Raw genomic sequence first — 19,341 nt, 5'->3', positions numbered from 1 at the left:
TCAAAATTTTAACAATTTAAAGCGTAGTTATAGTGAATTGATGGTCTTTCGGATGGCTGTTAAGTCCGTCAATAATTTTTCCAATAAACTTAAATCCAGCATATTGGCGCCATCACTTTTGGCGTTTGAGGGGTCAAAATGCGTCTCCATAAAAATACCGTCAACACCAGCGGCAATTCCTGCTCGTGCCATAGTTCCGATCAACGCAGGTCTACCGCCTGTAACTCCCGAAGATTGGTTGGGTTGTTGTAAGGAATGTGTAACGTCCAGTACCACCGGGGCATATTGTTTCATGGTGGGCACACCACGAAAATCCACGATCATGTCTTGATATCCGAACATGGTTCCGCGATCGGTGATCCAAACCTGTTCATTGCCGGAATCGGTTACTTTTTTTACGGCGTGTTGCATGCTTTCAGGGCTCATAAACTGACCCTTTTTCAAGTTGACCACTTTGCCTGTTTCGGCAGCAGCTACCACTAAATCCGTTTGTCTCACCAAAAAGGCAGGGATTTGGAGTACATCCACATATTCTGCGGCCATTGTGGCATCGGAAATTTCATGGATGTCTGTGATCGTAGGAACTTTGAACGTTTCGGAAACCTTTCTCAAGATCTTAAGTGCCTTTTCATCGCCAATTCCAGTAAAAGAATCAATCCGGCTTCGGTTCGCCTTTTTAAAACTCCCTTTAAAAACATACGGAATGTTCAGTTTGTCCGTAATACCGACCACTTTTTCGGCAATTTGCATGGCCATATCTTCTCCCTCAATGGCGCAGGGGCCTGCCAGCAAGAAAAAATTATCGCTGTCCGTGTGTTTTATCTGTGGAATTTTGGTGATGTCCATTTCTTAAAGTTTGCACAAATATACTATTAAACGATGGTATCCTTTTTAGATTTATCCACATAAACCATCAACCATGAAGTTTAAATTCGTTTTTATTGCCCTGTGTTTTATTTCTTCTTTTTCCCATGCCCAATGGCAGGAAAGGGGCAGTACTTTTGATTTGGAACATCTGGAGCGCCATCAATTTAAGGTCGATTTGCTGAGCCCGGGATTTACCTATGAATTGGGTCTTTTTAAAGACCAGGGTATTTCCACCAACTTGGGTTTGGCCACCGCCCACGTACGAAGAGGGTTATGTTTTTGGGCTGGCATCCAACAACCGCTCCTATAGGTATTACCATAATTTTTAATAGGAGGGAGCGGCTCAACAAAAACACCACTGGCAATTCGGGAAACTATATCGCCGCGGCTCAGGCCATTTTCTTTTCGCAACTACGAATTTCCAAGGATGTAGAAGGCCCGGACGATTTTAATCTCGGTTTTTACGGAATGGCCTACGGTGTTCAGCGTACCTGCCCAAAAGGCTTTAATTTTAATCTGGAACTTGGCGCAGGATATTACAAAGGAGATGGTGTGCCCGATGGCTATGGACCCCTAATCAACGTTACTTTTGGGTGGGTAGCTACCAAAAGAAAGAAAAAAGATCCATACTTTGATTAAATTAAGCCATGTAAACATACTATTTTGACAAAGTTGGGGTTATACTATTACCAAATTAACCTACAATGCGTCGCTTACTACTTTTGGCATTTCTGTCCGCAGGATGTTTTGTACGTGCCCAATACGGTACAAACTGCGAAATCCGTCAGTTTAAGCTCAATGCCATTAATCCGGGTATCGAGTACGAAATGGCTTTGGGCGTAAACAGCACCTTGGATATTCGAGTGGCCTACCAAGCGGCATTGGAGCCTGCCAGCTCACAACCGTTGGAAGATTTCGATTTTTTCCCCGCCATGACCGTTCAGAACAGATATTATCACAACCTAAATAGTAGAGAAAGGCGCAGAAGATCCATTTATGGAAATTCGGGAAATTACATAGCACCAACTGCGGCCATCTTTTCTCCAGGAGACCGTTTGGTGGAGGGGCAAATAGTGGATGGTATTCACGGCTACGGCGGATTGGTTTACGGGGTTCAGCGTAGTTATGATTCGGGTTTTAGTTTCTCTATAGATGGGGGTGCGGGCTATTATATGGGGCCGTTCAAAGGATCCGTTCAACCCGTGGTGAACCTGAGTATTGGTTGGATTATAAGCGAAAAACGCTGGTGTGTGGGTCTGTAGATTCGGAACTCCCACTAAATCAATAAGATAAAAATAACATTTAGGTGTGTTGCACAACAAAAAATAGCAGTATCTTTGCAGGCTTAAAATTTAGGTTATGTCCAAAATCAAAAACATTGCTATCATTGCGCACGTAGACCACGGTAAGACTACCTTGGTCGATAAAATTATGTACCATTGCCAGTTGTTCCGAGATAACGAGAACAAAGGCGACCTGATATTGGACAACAACGACCTGGAACGGGAACGCGGCATTACCATCGTTTCCAAGAACGTTTCCGTTGTTTACAAAGACACTAAGATCAATATTATAGATACCCCTGGTCACGCCGATTTCGGTGGTGAGGTGGAGCGTGTTTTGAACATGGCTGATGGGGTATTGTTGCTGGTGGATGCCTTCGAAGGCCCAATGCCACAGACCCGTTTTGTGCTTCAAAAAGCGATTGACCTTGGTCTGAAGCCTTGCGTGGTAATCAACAAAGTTGATAAGGAAAACTGTACCCCAGAGGAAGTGCACGAAAAAGTGTTCGACCTTATGTTTGAATTGGGTGCGGAAGAATGGCAATTGGATTTCCCTACCGTTTATGGTTCCGCCAAGAACAACTGGATGGGCGAGGATTGGAAAGAGCCCACCGAAAACATTGAGCCCTTACTGGATATGGTCATTGAACATGTTCCGGAATTTAAGCCACAAGAAGGTACAACCCAAATGTTGATCACTTCGTTGGACTTTTCTTCATTTACCGGAAGAATTGCCATTGGTAGATTGCAAAGAGGTAAACTTCGTGAGGGACAACAGGTTTCTTTGGTAAAAAGAGATGGTTCGATTGTGAAAACCAGAATCAAAGAACTTTATACGTTCGAAGGTCTTGGTCGCTTAAAAGTAGAGGAAGTAGCTGCAGGGGATATTTGTGCCATTGTGGGAATGGAGGGATTTGAGATCGGTGATACCGTTGCGGATCTTGAGAATCCTGAAAAACTAAAGACAATCGCTATTGATGAGCCTACCATGAGTATGCTTTTCACGATCAACGATAGTCCGTTTTTTGGTAAGGATGGAAAGTTTGTTACTTCCAGGCACATTAAAGAACGTCTGGAAAAGGAATTGGAGAAAAACTTGGCGCTTCGCGTTCAGGAAACTGACAGCGCCGACAAGTTTTTGGTGTACGGACGTGGTGTATTGCACCTTTCCGTTTTGATAGAGACTATGCGTCGCGAAGGCTACGAACTGCAAATTGGTCAGCCACAGGTAATCATCAAGGAGATTGATGGCGTAAAATGTGAGCCAGTGGAAAACTTGACCATCGATTTACCGGAAGAAGTATCTGGTAAAGCTGTGGAAATGGTGTCTATCCGTAAAGGGGAAATGACCAGTATGGAAGCCAGAGGTTCCCGAATGGTTTGTGAATTTATCATACCTTCCAGAGGAATCATCGGTCTTAGAAACCAATTGTTGACAGCTACAGCAGGTGAGGCCATTATGGCGCACCGATTTTTGGAGTATCAACCCTTAAAAGGTGATATTCCACAACGATTGAATGGTTCTTTGGTGTCTATGGAAAACGGAACGGCCATTCCTTATTCCATTGACAAACTTCAGGATAGAGGTAAATTCTTTGTAGATCCAGGAGAAGATATTTATGAAGGTCAGGTAATCGGTGAGAACTCTCGTCAAGATGATATGACAGTGAACGTTACAAAGACCAAAAAACTATCCAATGTCCGTTCTTCCGGGGCCGATGATAAGGCCAAGATTGTGCCAGCCATCAAATTTTCCTTGGAAGAAGCTTTGGAATACATCCAAAAGGATGAATACGTTGAGGTAACGCCAAACCACTTGAGGATTAGAAAAATATACCTAAAAGAGGTGGACAGAAAAAGAAACAAAGTAGTGTAATCAAGAACAACTTTAAAATTTAGTAAAGCGGGTGAGGAAACCAGTTCTTCATTCGCTTTTTTTTATTTAAAGATGAGGTCTCTGTCATTCCGTGCTTCGACACGGAATCCGTTTTTGTTGAACATAGAAATCAGATTCTTGAGATTATTCACTAGGTCCGGAATAACAAAAGGCTGAGTGATTTTTAGCCAACCCCGGTGCCGGACGGGCAGGTTGAAAAGAGTTTAAATGAGTTCATTGTCAGGAGCGAGGAATGTAATAATATGAATTAAAATTCCTTGACCAAATAGATTATTGGTGAAACTCGTGCAAAACATTGGTTCTGCACCGAAAAACAGTGGAAACCTTGACCCCTAAAATCCTGAATCCTAAAAAATTAATGCAAGTGTCCATGGTGCTGCTCACGTAAACAAGATACGGCAGCTCCAATAATTCCGGCGTGGTTCATAAGTTCGGCCTTTACCACATTGGTCTCAATTTTGATGTGATGACTGAATTCCTCCCATTTTTTGGAGGTCCCGCCCCCAACGATTATAAGATCTGGACAAACAATGAGTTCCACCAATTTTAAAAACTTATTGAAGCGTTTGCCCCATTTTTTAAAACTGAGATCTTCTTTTTCTTTGGCAGACGCAGCCGCCCATTTTTCAATCTTCTTAAATTTCTTGTAAGGAATCTGGCCCAATTCAAAATTGGGGATAAGTATGCCGTTGTAAAAAGCGCCGCTGCCCAGTCCGGTCCCAATGGTGATCATAACCACCAATCCATCTTTTCCTTTGCCTACCCCATAGTTCATAGAGGCATATCCGGCAGCATCGGCATCATTCAAAACAGTAAATTCATTACCGGTGTATTCGGTAAAAAGTTCATCAATATTCACGCCGACCCAACTTGGGTCCAAGTTTCCCGGAGATTTGCATATCCCTTTTTTGACGATGGAGGGAAAACCACAGCCCACAGGGCCTTTATAATTAAAGTGGTCCACAATTTCGGCCACCACTTTGGCCATGTCTTTTGGTTTTTTTGATTTTGGGGTCGGAATTCGAAAACGTTCGGTCAACATTTCACCGGTTTCAGCGTTTACCAAGGCACCTTTTATGCCCGATCCGCCTATATCTATACCAAGAATTTCCATATATAGGAAGCAATATTAGTTTGGACAAAGTAACAAAAACTTTTGGTGATCAGGTAATTGCATTGAAAATCAATGAGCTACATGTATATTTTGATGATCATATCGCTTTTTGGATGACTTCAAAAACTTTACTGCCATCACATTTCAGGGTTTTGTGCGGATATTTTAGGATAAGGGCATAATCGTGCGTGGCCATGATGATGGTGCGCCCGTTTTGGTTGATACCCTGTAATACTTTCATTACCTCTACACTGGTCTGTGGGTCTAAATTCCCGGTGGGCTCATCGGCCAAAATAAGTTCTGGGTCGTTCAAAAGGGCACGGGCAATGGCAATACGTTGTTGCTCCCCACCGGAAAGTTCGTGCGGAAACTTAAAACCTTTGGTTTTCATGCCTACTTTGTTCAGCACCTCCTCTATTTTTTCGTCCATTTTGGAAGCATCCGTCCATCCGGTCGCCTTCAGTACAAAGCGGAGATTGTTGTTCACGTTTCGGTCTGGCAGTAACTTGAAATCCTGAAAAACAATACCCAGTTTTCTACGTAAAAAGGGAATGTCTTTTTCTTTGAGTGTTTTTAGGTCAAAATCCACAACTTCCCCTGAACCTTGTTTCAACGGGAGATCCGCATAAAGCGTTTTCATAAAACTACTTTTCCCGCTACCGGTTTTTCCTATCACATAAACAAATTCCCCTTTTTTAACCTCAAGGTCAATATTGTTGAGAACCAAGTTCTCGTTTTGGAATACGGCTACGTCCTTTAATTTAACAATGGTCTCGGGCATAATTTCAATTCAAAAGCTACACAAAAGTATTTGAAATTAAGCGATCAACATCAAAATTTATGGTTAAAGCTTATTTTTTGTAAAAATAAAAGGCATCACTTCGTCCAAATCTTAGTGTTCAGGTTGAGGTCTTCCATAATGTCTATTTTCCGGAAAAGCACTCCTTGGTTCATGTTATAGAACTGTTTCCTTGACTTGTCCTTAACAAAAGGGTTGTGCCTTGCCGGCAATTCGCTGTTTGCGATATTCCGGGCATCAATCTGTTTGTTTGCATCAAAATGGAATGTGGGAACAATTTTTTCCAAAAGAGACTCCGGAATTTCTTTCTCAACAGCCAGGCACTTTATTTTTTGGGAGCTGGCCATGGCATATACGGCATGGAACGCACCAATGAACAAAAGCATCGGCATTTGCAGGGATGTGAGCCATATTTCATTTTGGTGCATACCCCCGAACTATTCGATCAGGAGTTGCTTTTCGTGTTTCATGTAGCCTTTTACGGCATTCACGAACTGCGGAATCAGGTCGTTCTTTTCCTGTGCACTACATCAATGCTGCTGTAGGCCTCTTCGGTCTTGTTCTTTTTGCTGACCAGATTGTTATATATAAATATAAAGAGCAACAAAAAGACCGGCACAATAATAATTAAGTAGTCACCATTAAATTTACATTGAACACTTGGAACAATCCCAGGATTGTCCTTTTTTCAAAGCTGAATGGATTAATGCTTTAATTCTAAATGTTGAGGTTTGAACTTGTTGTTTTAAAAACAGATTCCATCTCCTTGGACAAAAGGCGGATTGTATTTAAATGTGTGTTTTGAAACGATTGGCCAGTGGGGTTGTCTGGCAACTTGGTGGTAAAAGTAACAATAAATGGATTTTGTATAAGCAGATATCCGTAAATTTCGGCAAATGACATTTTAAATATACTTTGGCTTTAATTTTGACGTTATGAGTAAAGTCTATCGAGAACAGCGTAGAACACTATGAATCGAAAAAACCTCTTTATTTTTCCCATTTTAATGGGAAGCTTTTTTGTGCTCTCAGCACAGGAAACCAAGATCTATACACACGAAAACAAAGCCTATCAAGATGCTTTGGCGCTCTATAATAATGAGCAGTACCAAGCCGCGCAAAACATTTTTGAGTCCGTAAAGGCCAATACCAAAGATGGTGAGACCGAAGCCAATAGCGCATATTATGCCGCTAATGCCGCGATTCGACTGAACCAGCGTGGAGCCGATAAAATGATGGAAGATTTTGTGGAGCGTTATCCTACATCCACAAAGCGAAACTCTGCATTTCTTGACGTGGCCGATTACTATTTTGAGACAGGAAAATATCCTTACGCTTTAAAATGGTACAAAAAAGTGGACGAAAACTCCATGCCATATTCTGAGCGCGACCGTTTTAATTTTAACAACGGATACGCTTTGTACGCATCTAAACGTCCAAAGGAGGCCGAACGCTATTTGAACAAGGTCACCACCTCCCAAAAATATGGTTCGCAGGCCAAATATTACTTGGGGTATATTGCCTATGAGCAGGACGACTATAATTCTGCAAGCGCCCGGTTCGACCAAATTCAGGACCCCGAATTGCTCGATGAAAAGCTGTCCTACTATCAAGCCGACCTTAATTTTAAACTTGGCAAGTTTGAAGAGGCCATCGCCGTGGCCAAAAAACAATTGCCAAAATCCAACCGTCAAGAAGTTTCGGAACTCAACAAGATCATTGGTGAGAGTTACTTCAATTTGGAACAATATGCCGAGGCCATTCCCTATTTGGAAGCATACAAGGGCAAGCGTGGCAAATGGAACAATACCGATTACTATCTGTTGGGTTACAGCCATTACAAGTTGGGCGATTATCAAAAAGCCATCCAGCAATTCAATAAAATTGTAGGCGGAAGCAATGCGGTTTCCCAAAATGCATACTATCACTTGGCGGAGTGCTATTTGAAGTTGGATAAAAAGTCAGAAGCCTTGAACGCGTTTCGAAATGCTTCCCAAATGGAGTTCAGCCCAGAAATCCAAAAAGATGCTTGGTTGAACTATGCCCGTTTGAGCTACGAAATAGGTAATGCTTACGAACCCGTTCCACAGGTGTTGACAACCTATCTGGAAACTTATCCAAAGGATGGGCATCAATCGGAGATTCAAGAACTTTTGGTGGACTCCTACATTACCTCCCGAAATTTTGAAGGTGCTATGCAGCTTTTAGAAGAAAATCAAAATTACGCGAGCAAAGAAACCTATCAAAAAGTGGCCTACTATCGTGGAGTTGAACTTTTTATAGATGGTGATTATGAAGAAGCTTGGGAACGGTTGGATAAATCCTTGGAAAGTGCGGAGAACCCCAATTTTGAAGCTCGTGCCCTGTATTGGAGGGCGGAATCTGCCTACAGGTTAAACCGTTTCGAGGAGGCCTTGGTCGATTTTGTCAAGTTTCAAAATTCACCCGTGGCAAAATCGCTTCCGGAATATGATCAATTGGATTACAATTTGGGATATTCCTATTTCAAATTGAAAGATTACAATAATGCCATATCCTATTTTAAAAATGTGGTCAACTCCAATGCTATTGACGGCCAAAGAAAGAATGACGGATATCTGCGCTTGGGGGACAGCTATTTTGTGACCAGCAAATACCAATTGGCGCAGAAGGCTTACGATGCTTCATCAAAAATGAACGGCCCCGAACGGGATTATGCCGCATTCCAGAAAACACTATGTGATGGATTTTTGGGCAATAATTCAGCAAAAATCGATGGATTGAATGAATTTTTGACGATGTACCCAAGCTCATCATTGCGCGATGATGTCTTGTTTGAATTGGGGAATTCCTATATCAACAACAACCAAGAAAGTCTAGGACTTCAAACCTATGACCGTATTGTGGATGAATTTTCGGGCAGCAAGTTTGCGCCACGCGGATTGCTGCGGTCTGGATTGGTCTATTACAATTCCAGTCGAAACGAGCAAGCGTTGGACAAGCTAAAAGAGGTGGTTCAAAAATACCCCAACACCCAAGAAGCCAAACAAGCCGTTGCTACAGCCAAATTGGTTTATGTGGACGAAGGTCGGGTAAGCGAATATGCCGCTTGGGCGCGGAACTTGGATTTTGTTGAGGTAACGGATAGGGAACTTGACAATGCCAGTTTTGAATCTGCTGAAAGAAAACAAATCGAAGGTAAAACTCCTGCCGCCATTCGCGGCTACGAGGATTATTTGAAAGAGTTCCCCAACGGATTGCACGCCCAGAACGCCAATTTTGCTTTGGCACAACTTTATTTTGCAAACGGCGAAAAAGAAAAGGCGCTGCCAAAATACAAAGCCGTTGCCGATGGGGGCAATGGGGAGTATACCGAACAGGCCTTGACCCGTGTTTGTGAAATTTATGTGGAAAAACAAGATTACAACAGTGCTATTCCGTATTTGAAAAGATTGGAAAACACGGCAGATATTTCTGAAAACAAAACCTTTGCCCAATCCAATTTGATGAAAGGTTTTTATGGTCAAAAAGAGTATTCGCAGGCCATAGCCTATGCCGAGGAAGTGTTGAACGCCCCTAAAATCGATGACCGCATCAAGAGTGATGCGCAGATTATGATAGCTCGTTCTGCCATTGCCACCGATAATGAAAGTTTGGCAAAAACGGCTTACCAAGATGTGAAGAAGATAGCTTCTGGAGAACTCGCTGCCGAAGCTTGGTACTACGATGCCTATTTTAAAAATAAGGAACAGGCCTATGAGGCTTCCAATGAGTCCGTTCAAAAATTGGCCAAGGATTATGCGGCCTACAAAGAGTGGGCAGGAAAGGGGTTGGTGATCATGGCCAAGAATTTTTACAACTTGGGAGATGCCTTTCAGGCCACCTATATTCTGGAAAGCGTAATTACCAACTTTTCGGAATTTGATGAAATCGTTTCGGATGCACAAACTGAACTGGCCACGATCAAAGCCAAAGAAGCCGAAAGCAATTCATCCGTAGACCCCAACGAAAACTAAACGAGACACAGCATGCGAAAGAGAACCTATATATTTTCATTACTTTTTTTGAGCCTTTGCGGAGCCGTTATCGCCCAAGAAGAAGATAGCATTGGTACGGAAACGGTAACGGTGGTAAAGCCGTATTCCCCTACCGTTTCGGATGCCTTTAAGATTAAATCGTCTCCATCCTTGAACGATTCCATTGTGCTTCAAAAAAAGAAGATCAATTACAGCATATTTTCCGTTCCAGTGGCATCAACATTTACCCCTGCGAAGGGCAAGGCCTCGGGCGTGGAAAAAACACCATCGCCCACCTTGTACAATTCGTATGCATCGGTTGGTTTGGGCAATTACAACAATGCTTTGGTGGATTTTTATACCAGTAGGGATTTTAACAGGGGAGAGGATCTGTTGGACTTTGGTCTTTCCCACAACTCATCACGTGGCGATTTGGACTCTACACCCTTGGAAACCGATTTTTACGACACCAAATTGAATGCTTCCTATACCAAAAAGGACCGTTATATGGATTGGGGTGCGGCCATTGGGCTACAGCACCAGCTTTACAATTGGTATGGAATTCAGAGTGATTTGTTCAGTGAGGATGAGATCAATGCCATGGACGAGCAGCAAAATTATTTCAATGCGGAGGCCAAGGCACACTTCAACATGGAAGATTCCTATTTTAAGAGTGGAAATATATTGTTGAGACGATTTTGGGACGCTACCGAGTCCGCAGAGAACCGTGCGGTGATCAACCCCACTTTTGAACTGCCCATTACTGAGGAATTGATTACGATTTCCGCGAAGGTGGATTATGTAGGGGGCAGTTTTCAAAATGGTTCCATTACAGAAGGGGCAAACGATGGAGAAAAAAAATATAGCAATCTACAGGCAGGGGTAACTCCAAGTCTTTTGATTTTGCGTGATGACCTTACCATCAACTTGGGAGCCAACCTTGTCTACGGACTGGATATGGAAAACAGCGAGAACAACTTTTATATCTACCCGGCAGTGAACGCATCCTATCGTGTTATGGACGAAAATGTAATTGCCTACGGGGGAATCGAAGGAGAGTTGAAGCAAAACTCCTATCACGATTTTGTAGATGACAACCCTTATGTGTCTCCGACTTTGGATATTGTTCCGACCGACCAGCAGTATGAGGGATATTTGGGGTTAAAGGGCCAGTTAACCTCCAATTTGGGGTATAACATCAAAGGTTCCTATATGGCAGAAAACAGAAAACCTTTATACTTTCACAATACCGTAAATACATCCAGAATGGATGAAAAAAGCTATTACTATGGCAACTCCTTTCAGGTTTTTTATGATGATGTAAAAACCTTGGGCGTTTTCGGGGAAATCAATGTGGATGTTAACCGTAACTTTTCGTTGGGCGTAAATGGAGAATTCTATGATTACGATACCGAAACGGATAACCCCGCTTGGAACTTGCCTTCCATTAAAGCATCTGTTTTTATGGATTATCAAATAAACGATCAATGGTATATGGGGGCCAACTTGTTCTATGTGGGAGAAAGGGATGATTTATTGTCAACAATCAGTCCGATAAACATGGCAAATCCGCCTGTAGTGTACACGCCGGTCACTTTGGACGGCTTTTTTGATGCCAATGCCCATGTAGGGTATCGATTTAACGGACAATTGTCCATTTTTGTAAAAGCATCCAATATTGCGAACAACAATTACCAGCGTTGGGCCAATTTTAGGGTGCAAGGTTTCCAGGCATTGGCGGGTGTATCGTATAAGTTTGATTTTTAAACAGTATTCGGACAAATTTTATTCGGGTAAACACGATAGCATTATCCCTGTATTTTCTATTTTTGGTAGAAACCATCAAAAATGAAAAAGTTCTTTTTTCTTATCAGCGTCGCCTTAGTTTTTTCTTGTACTACTAAAGAGGAGGTCGACCTTATTGTCTATAACGCAAATATCTACACGGTGGACGATGCTTTTTCCAAAGCGTCCAGCATAGCCATAAAAGATGGAAAATTTGTGGCCGTTGGCGATACGGAAGAAATCTCCAAAAAATATAAAGCCCAAAAGCAATTGGATGCCGAGGGCAAGACGATTGTTCCAGGGCTCATTGATGCCCATTGTCACTTTTATGGGTTGGGACAGAATCAACAAGTAGTGGATTTGGTAGGTACCCAAAGTTTTGATGAAGTTGTGGACAGGGTGGTGGCCTTTCAAGAGGAGCGTCCATCAAGCTTCATTCTAGGTAGGGGATGGGATCAGAACGATTGGGAAGTCAAGAAATTTCCCACCAAGGATAAACTGGATGAAATTTTTCCTGATACCCCAGTGGCTTTGGAGCGTATCGATGGCCACGCCTATCTCGTGAACCAAAAGGCATTGGATATGGCGGGCATAACTGCTGATACCGAAACCGAGGGCGGTGAAATCGTAAAGGAAGACGGTGAACTTACCGGGGTTTTGGTTGATAACCCCATGGGTTCGATCAACAAGGTGATACCGCCAGCCAGTTTGGAGCAAAAAATACAAGCACTTAAAGATGCAGAGCAGATTTCCTTGGATTATGGATTGACCACGGTAAACGATGCCGGTTTGTCCAGAGATATCATCGAATTGATTGATAGCCTACAGCAGGCCGGCGAGTTATCTATTCGGGTATATGCCATGGTTTCCAACTACCCGGAGAACCTGGATTATTTTTTGGACAAGGGCATCATCAAAACAGAGGGATTGAATGTTCGCTCCGTAAAAGTATATGGCGATGGTGCCTTGGGTTCAAGAGGGGCAGCATTGAGGGCACCCTATTCCGATAAACCCGGACATTTTGGTGCCATGGTGACCCCGGTGGACCAAATTGAAGCCTTGGCGCAGCGAATAGCTGCCACCGACTACCAAATGAATACCCATGCCATTGGGGATTCTGCCAATATTGTGGTGTTAAGGGCATATGAAAAGGCTTTGGACGGTAAAACCGACCGCAGATGGAAAGTGGAGCACGCTCAGGTAATCTCGCAATCCGATTTCGATTATTTTGAAAATGGCATCATTCCATCCGTGCAGCCTACCCATGCTACCAGCGATATGTACTGGGCAGAAGATAGATTGGGTGAAGAGCGTGTCAAGGGTGCCTACGCCTATAAAGATTTGTTGGACAAGGCTGGATTGGTGGCTTTGGGAACCGATTTCCCCGTTGAGCAGGTGAGTCCGTTTTTAACGTTTTACGCAGCGGTAGCCCGTCAGGATGTGGAGCAATATCCCGAAGGCGGTTTTCAAATGGAAAATGCCTTAAGCAGGGAAGAAACCTTGAAGGGTATGACCATTTGGGCGGCCTATTCCAATTTTGAGGAGGATGAAAAAGGGAGCATCGAGCCGGGTAAGTTCGCTGATTTTGTGATATTTAGCGATGATATTATGACCATACCTGCGGAAGAGATTCCCAATGTAACGGCAGAGCGGGTGTTCTTGGGCGGTGTTCGGAAAAAATAATACTGTTTGTCATCCTGAACTGTCGCCCTGAGCATTCGAAGGGGATGGTAAAGAATCTATTAACCCCCCCTTTTTGTTGAAACATTATGCGATGAAAGAGCAATAAAAAAAGCCCCATTTCGGGGCTTTTATACTTTAAAACTAAAACTTTCTAGTAGCTGATAGGCAAGGTAACCCGCATAGTTCCCCATCCCATAACCATATTTCCGTCATCATCAAAAGCAATACCAAATGCTTCCAGTTCCTCACTGTCATTCGAAACAGCGGCAGTAGCTCGAACCACATCGGCGTCACTATCGTACGAATAAGCACCCCATTGGTGTAGGTTGCTGTTCAAGATAAGGGTCCACTCATCTTCACCAGGAATGGTAAATAGGGCGTAGGACCCAGCTTTAACAGTTTTTCCACCAACATTGGCGTCCTTGTAAAACGTAATTTCTGTTGCTTCGTTTGCACCGGTTCTCCAGACTTTCCCAACAGGGGCAAGTTCTGCCAAGCTACGCCCTTTTAGCTGCGGGCGGCTATAAATAACACGGGCAGCTTTATTGGTTTCCCTTGAGCTGGCAGGGTAGTAGGCAATGTCTGCCGGACTTTTGTCAAGTCCACTAAACTTCTGGGCCGTAGCGTCAGTAGTAAATACCAAACTGGTGCAAAGCACTAAAAGTAGTAATGTAAATTTCTTCATGATTGCGATTTAAGTTCCTTGTAAAACTAGTTAATTAAATGTTGTTTCAATATACAGACGAAAAATTTAAATAGGCCTTACAAAGCGTTCGGGTTTAAACAATAAATTTCAATATAAATTACAATCACGTTTCTTTTTATTAAATAAAGTTATTAATTGTTACCTAAATTAGAATAATGATTTTGTTTAATAGTATTTAATATCATTTTTGTTTCAAAATTGTTACTAAAGTTAATTTTATGTGTGGTATTGTTTGCGCATTTGATGTAAAAGAAAGTACAGAAGTACTAAGGCCCCAATTGTTGGAGATGTCGAAGAAAGTAAGGCACCGTGGGCCAGATTGGAGTGGTATTTACTCCGATGACAAAGCCATTTTGGCCCATGAAAGGCTGGCCATTGTGGATCCTGCTTCAGGAAAGCAGCCATTGTTAAGTGCGGATGGGAAATTGGTTCTGGCTGCCAATGGTGAAATATATAATCATCAAGAGTTAAGAAAACAGTTTGATGGAAAATACGATTTCCAGACAAAATCCGACTGTGAAGTTATTTTGGCACTTTATCAAGAAAAGGGCCCTGATTTTGTGGATGAAATGAACGGAATCTTCGGTTTTGCCATCTATGATTCAGAAAAAGATGAATATTTCATTGCCCGTGACCACATGGGTATCATTCCATTGTACATTGGCTGGGACAAGAACGGAACTTTTTACGTGGCTTCAGAGCTGAAGGCCTTGGAAGGGACTTGTTCAAAAATCCAACTGTTTCCTCCCGGACACTACATGCATAGCTCCGATGGGGAGTTTGTAAAATGGTACAAACGGGACTGGATGGAGTATGATGCCGTTAAGGAGAACGAAACCAGTATAGCAAAAATAAAAGAGGCTTTGGAGGCAGCGGTGCACCGTCAGTTAATGTCCGATGTGCCGTACGGTGTGCTGTTGTCCGGAGGATTGGATTCTTCCGTAACATCGGCCATTGCAAAAAAATATTCTCAAAAAAGAATAGAGTCCGGTGATACCGCCGACGCTTGGTGGCCACAGTTGCACTCTTTCTCCGTAGGATTGGAGGGTTCACCTGACTTGGCAGCCGCTCAAAAGGTGGCGGATCATATCGGAACAGTGCACCACGAAATAAAATTTACCATTCAAGAAGGGTTGGATGCGATAAAAGATGTTGTATATAATCTGGAAACTTACGATATTACAACCATAAGAGCTTCGACTCCAATGTATTTAATGGCAAGGGTGATTAAATCCATGGGGATAAAAATGGTGCTTTCGGGTGAAGGGGCAGATGAACTTTTCGGAGGATACCTGTACTTTCACAAGGCACCAAGCCCAAAGGATTTTCATGAGGAGACCGTAAGAAAACTGGATAAACTCCACATGTACGATTGCCTTAGGGCCAATAAATCGTTGGCGGCTTGGGGCATAGAAGGACGAGTGCCTTTTTTGGACAAGGAATTTATGGATGTGGCAATGAGCATTAACCCAAAAGATAAGATGATCAACGGAGAGCGCATGGAGAAATGGGTGGTGCGCAAAGCTTTTGAGGATTATTTACCCGATAGTGTGGTTTGGAGACAGAAAGAACAATTTTCAGATGGCGTGGGATACAGTTGGATAGATACTCTAAAAGCCCTGGTGGAAGAAGAGATTACCGATGAGCAGTTGGAAAATGCCCATTTCAAGTTTCCTATCCAAACACCGGCATCCAAAGAAGAATATTATTATCGTTCCATTTTTGAAAGTCATTTCCCGTCAGATGCAGCGGCATTGAGCGTTCCACAAGAACCTTCCGTGGCCTGTAGTACCAAGATCGCCTTGGAGTGGGACGAGGCGTTCAAAAACATGAACGACCCATCGGGTAGGGCCGTGGCTAAGGTCCATACCGATGCGTATGTGAAATAACCCCCGTTTAAACCAACCAAACGTAATGAAGCAGTAAACTTTAAATGTTTCATTTTTTAATTAGTCCGAAAAGCCCCTTATCCAAGGGGCTTTTTAGTTGGTTCGCATGGTGTGCTTGCATACTTTTGAAAATAGGTCGTTTTTCCACAGGATTTGTTGATAACTTAAGCTGTTCAACAGGCTCTTAGAGACCATTTGCATGGGGTATTGATTATATTTGTAGGATTTGAAAAATTGAGGCAAATACTTAAAAATATATGAGCGAAGAAGCTAATAAGAAACAATACTCGGCGGATAGTATCCAGGCCCTTGAGGGAATGGAGCACGTGCGTATGAGACCTTCCATGTATATTGGAGATGTAGGGGTCAGAGGTTTGCACCACTTGGTGTACGAAGTAGTGGACAACTCTATTGATGAGGCTATGGCAGGCCATTGCGACCGGATAGACGTAATCATCAATGAAGATAACTCAATTACCACACAGGATAACGGTAGGGGTATCCCTGTAGACCTCCACAAGAAAGAAGGGGTTTCGGCCTTGGAGGTGGTTATGACCAAAATTGGTGCCGGTGGTAAATTCGATAAAGATTCCTATAAAGTTTCCGGTGGGCTCCACGGTGTTGGGGTATCCGTTGTCAACGCCCTTTCAGTACATCTAAAGGCCACGGTTTATAGAGATGGAAAAATTTGGGAACAGGAATATGAAAGAGGCAAGACCCTCTATCCCGTAAAAAGTGTTGGCGAAAGTGATGAGACGGGTACCATAGTCACTTTTGTTCCGGACAATACGATTTTTACCCAGACCACAGAATATAGTTATGAAACCCTTTGCAATAGGATGCGCGAGCTTGCTTATTTGAACAAGGGGGTTACCATAACAATTACCGACAAACGAAATAAGGACGAAAAAGGGGAATATATAGCCGAGACATTCTATTCTGAAGAAGGGCTAAAGGAATTTATCAAGTTTTTGGACGGTACCCGTGAGCCGCTGATCCAGAATGTAATCTCCATGGAAGGGGAAAAGAACGGCATTCCTGTGGAAGTGGCCATGGTCTACAATACGGGCTATACCGAGAACCTTCACTCCTATGTGAATAATATTAACACCCACGAAGGGGGTACCCACTTATCTGGTTTTAGACGAGGATTAACATCCACGCTAAAGAAATATGCCGATAATTCGGGAATGCTGGACAAATTGAAATTCGAAATATCAGGAGACGATTTTCGTGAAGGATTGACCGCAATCGTTTCCGTAAAAGTTGCGGAGCCACAATTTGAAGGGCAGACCAAAACCAAATTGGGTAACCGTGAGGTGACCAGTGCGGTGAGTCAGGCCGTATCCGAAATGTTGACCATTTACTTGGAGGAGCACCCTGATGATGCCAAGCAAATTGTGGAGAAGGTAAAACTTGCTGCACAGGCTAGGCACGCTGCTGCAAAAGCCCGTGAGATGGTTCAGCGTAAGAACCCAATGAGTGTGGGGGGATTGCCTGGAAAGCTTTCCGACTGTTCCGAACAAGACCCTACGCTATGTGAGGTGTTTTTGGTTGAGGGGGACTCCGCAGGCGGAACGGCCAAACAAGGAAGAAACAGGCACTTTCAGGCCATTCTTCCATTACGTGGTAAAATCCTTAACGTGGAAAAAGCCATGCAGCACAAGGTTTTCGAAAACGAAGAAATCAAAAATATCTATACAGCTCTTGGGGTAACTATTGGAACCGAAGAGGATAGTAAGGCATTGAACCTCGAAAAGCTTCGTTACCATAAAGTAGTGATCATGTGTGATGCGGATGTTGATGGTAGCCACATTGAAACCTTGATTTTGACCTTCTTCTTCCGCTACATGAGGGAGTTGATAGAAGGCGGCCATGTTTATATCGCCACTCCACCTTTGTATTTGTTAAAAAAGGGATCCAAAAAACGATATGCTTGGAACGATAAGGAACGTGATGCAATCAATGCGGAAATGAACGGCGGGGCAAGTATCCAGCGGTACAAAGGTCTTGGGGAAATGAACGCCGAGCAGCTTTGGGATACCACTATGAATCCAGAATTTAGAAAATTACGTCAGGTGCAGATTGACAATGCTACGGAATCTGATCGAATATTTTCCATGTTAATGGGTGATGAAGTACCGCCAAGACGTGAATTTATAGAGAAAAATGCCGTCTATGCGAATATAGATGCATAGATAATAGCCATTTCACAACAAAAACTCGCCCCTCAAAGGCGAGTTTTTTAGTTTTGGGTAAAATTTCAACATCATGAAAAGAATAATTTTAGTATTAGCGCTAGTTTCCGTAACCATGGGAAAAGCCCAGGACTTGAACGATATTTTTGTCGCAGGTGTGGCAGATGCCGAACGATTTGCCAATGCATATCTGTCCCCTGTGTCAGAAGCATCCATCTACAGTATTTCCAATGGATGGTACAATACCGCCGAAGCCAAACCTTTGGGGGGATTTGAAATTTCCATAATCGGAAACATGACCGGGTTCAAGAATAAAGACGATAAAAAGGCATTCTTGTTAGACCCTGCCGATTATGAAAACTTGGACTTTGTGAATAACCCCGGTCAGGCGAGAATGGTGGCCACGGGCTTGGGAGATATCGAAGGCGTGGAGGTTTTTGTTGAAGATGAAAGCGGAGTTTTTCGCGAGGAGTTTGGGCTTCCAACAGGTCTTTCGGCTGAAAACCTCAATTTTATCCCATCAGGGTACCTTCAAGGAAGCGTTGGTTTGATTAAAGGTTTGGAAGTCAAAGCACGCTTTTTGCCCAAGATCAAGTTTGATGACGATGCAAAAATTGGCCTCTTTGGTGCAGGATTGCAATATGACTTTACCAAAATGTTACCGGCAGACAAGATGTTGCCAGTGGCCATCTCGGCGGTAATCGGCTATACCAACTTGAACGGAGAATACGATTTTACGGATTCTAATTTTATCGAAGGTGAGAACCAACGTATTGATGCATCCTTCAAAACATGGAATTTCAGCGCTGTGGTTTCCACAAAAAATATCCCCGTAATCAATTTTTATGGGGGATTGGGGTACATTACAGGTAAGTCGGACATTGATTTATTGGGTACGTACCAGGCCAACGGGCCTTTCTTTTCGGAGACAGTGGAAAATCCGTTCTCCGTTTCCAAAAATGCAAGCGGAGTTTCGGCCAACTTGGGTACAAGATTAAAGCTGGGCTTCTTTAGGCTCAATGCAGAATACAATATTTCTGAATTCAGTACTTTCACCTTTGGTGTTAATTTTGGATTCAGATAGAAAAAACCAAATCAACCAACCAATAAAGAAGGCCCCGGAAAC

General features: G+C 43.0%; 16 protein-coding genes. 10 read left to right on the top strand and 6 right to left on the bottom strand.

The features are described from left to right. Nucleotides 1–27: 27 nt before the first annotated feature. Complete coding sequence (gene kdsA / locus VM932_RS07030; RefSeq protein ID WP_326278081.1) at nucleotides 28–846, bottom strand: 3-deoxy-8-phosphooctulonate synthase; 819 nt, start codon at nucleotides 844–846, stop codon at nucleotides 28–30. A gap of 73 nt (nucleotides 847–919) precedes the next feature. Here kdsA and VM932_RS07025 point away from each other — a divergent pair, with 73 nt between their 5' ends. The 4 genes from VM932_RS07025 to typA all read left to right on the top strand — a co-directional run bounded on the left by VM932_RS07025 (nucleotide 920) and on the right by typA (nucleotide 4,026). Continuing rightward, nucleotides 920–1,177, top strand: a complete 258-nt coding sequence (locus VM932_RS07025; protein ID WP_326278080.1) for a hypothetical protein — start codon at nucleotides 920–922, stop codon at nucleotides 1,175–1,177. Then, a complete protein-coding gene (locus VM932_RS07020) occupies nucleotides 1,141–1,506 on the top strand; it encodes a hypothetical protein (RefSeq protein WP_326278079.1) in 366 nt (121 codons plus the stop codon). The genes VM932_RS07025 and VM932_RS07020 overlap by 37 nt, the downstream gene beginning before the upstream one ends. A 65-nt stretch (nucleotides 1,507–1,571) precedes the next feature. Then, the gene (locus tag VM932_RS07015) at nucleotides 1,572–2,129 is read left to right on the top strand and encodes a hypothetical protein (RefSeq protein WP_326278078.1); all 558 of its coding nucleotides are present in this window, start codon (nucleotides 1,572–1,574) and stop codon (nucleotides 2,127–2,129) included. A gap of 97 nt (nucleotides 2,130–2,226) precedes the next feature. Then, nucleotides 2,227–4,026 (top strand): translational GTPase TypA, encoded by a 1,800-nt coding sequence (gene typA / locus VM932_RS07010; protein WP_326278077.1) that lies wholly within the window; start codon nucleotides 2,227–2,229, stop codon nucleotides 4,024–4,026. Nucleotides 4,027–4,402: 376 nt separating this feature from the next. Here typA and ppgK read toward each other — a convergent pair whose 3' ends face one another. The 4 genes from ppgK to VM932_RS16740 all read right to left on the bottom strand — a co-directional run bounded on the left by ppgK (nucleotide 4,403) and on the right by VM932_RS16740 (nucleotide 6,451). Beyond that, nucleotides 4,403–5,161: a polyphosphate--glucose phosphotransferase gene (gene ppgK / locus VM932_RS07005; RefSeq protein WP_326278076.1), complete on the bottom strand. Its 759-nt coding sequence runs from the start codon at nucleotides 5,159–5,161 to the stop codon at nucleotides 4,403–4,405. 97 nt (nucleotides 5,162–5,258) lie between these two features. After that, entirely contained in the window at nucleotides 5,259–5,942 is a 684-nt protein-coding gene (locus VM932_RS07000) for a cell division ATP-binding protein FtsE (RefSeq protein ID WP_326278075.1), read from the bottom strand. A gap of 95 nt (nucleotides 5,943–6,037) precedes the next feature. After that, nucleotides 6,038–6,388, bottom strand: a complete 351-nt coding sequence (locus VM932_RS06995; RefSeq protein ID WP_326278074.1) for a hypothetical protein — start codon at nucleotides 6,386–6,388, stop codon at nucleotides 6,038–6,040. Between the two features lie 9 nt (nucleotides 6,389–6,397). After that, entirely contained in the window at nucleotides 6,398–6,451 is a 54-nt protein-coding gene (locus VM932_RS16740) for a hypothetical protein (protein ID WP_428979723.1), read from the bottom strand. Between the two features lie 479 nt (nucleotides 6,452–6,930). Between VM932_RS16740 and VM932_RS06990 the strand changes: the two genes are divergently transcribed. The 3 genes from VM932_RS06990 (at nucleotide 6,931) to VM932_RS06980 (ending at nucleotide 13,422) form a co-directional block, all read left to right on the top strand. After that, nucleotides 6,931–9,954, top strand: a complete 3,024-nt coding sequence (locus VM932_RS06990; protein WP_326278073.1) for a tetratricopeptide repeat protein — start codon at nucleotides 6,931–6,933, stop codon at nucleotides 9,952–9,954. 12 nt (nucleotides 9,955–9,966) lie between these two features. Then, on the top strand, nucleotides 9,967–11,721 hold the full coding sequence (locus VM932_RS06985; RefSeq protein ID WP_326278072.1) for a TonB-dependent receptor: 1,755 nt from the start codon (nucleotides 9,967–9,969) through the stop codon (nucleotides 11,719–11,721). Nucleotides 11,722–11,802: 81 nt separating this feature from the next. Next, a complete protein-coding gene (locus VM932_RS06980; RefSeq protein WP_326278071.1) occupies nucleotides 11,803–13,422 on the top strand; it encodes an amidohydrolase in 1,620 nt (539 codons plus the stop codon). Nucleotides 13,423–13,573: 151 nt separating this feature from the next. Here the strand turns inward: VM932_RS06980 and VM932_RS06975 are convergent, their stop codons facing one another. Continuing rightward, nucleotides 13,574–14,107: a DUF2911 domain-containing protein gene (locus VM932_RS06975; protein WP_326278070.1), complete on the bottom strand. Its 534-nt coding sequence runs from the start codon at nucleotides 14,105–14,107 to the stop codon at nucleotides 13,574–13,576. A 239-nt stretch (nucleotides 14,108–14,346) separates the two neighbouring features. On the opposite strand from VM932_RS06975, the gene asnB reads away from it, so the two are divergent. From asnB to VM932_RS06960, 3 genes are all read left to right on the top strand, one after another. Next, nucleotides 14,347–16,017: an asparagine synthase B gene (asnB, locus tag VM932_RS06970; protein WP_326278069.1), complete on the top strand. Its 1,671-nt coding sequence runs from the start codon at nucleotides 14,347–14,349 to the stop codon at nucleotides 16,015–16,017. Nucleotides 16,018–16,274: 257 nt separating this feature from the next. After that, nucleotides 16,275–18,215: a DNA topoisomerase (ATP-hydrolyzing) subunit B gene (gene gyrB, locus VM932_RS06965; RefSeq protein WP_326278068.1), complete on the top strand. Its 1,941-nt coding sequence runs from the start codon at nucleotides 16,275–16,277 to the stop codon at nucleotides 18,213–18,215. A 73-nt stretch (nucleotides 18,216–18,288) separates the two neighbouring features. Continuing rightward, a complete protein-coding gene (locus VM932_RS06960; protein WP_326278067.1) occupies nucleotides 18,289–19,299 on the top strand; it encodes a DUF6588 family protein in 1,011 nt (336 codons plus the stop codon). The last annotated feature ends 42 nt before the right edge of the window (nucleotides 19,300–19,341 follow it).

The organism is Flagellimonas halotolerans, assembly GCF_035818535.1.
Classification (GTDB): domain Bacteria; phylum Bacteroidota; class Bacteroidia; order Flavobacteriales; family Flavobacteriaceae; genus Flagellimonas; species Flagellimonas halotolerans.
This window is presented reverse-complemented; position numbering and strand designations above follow the sequence as displayed.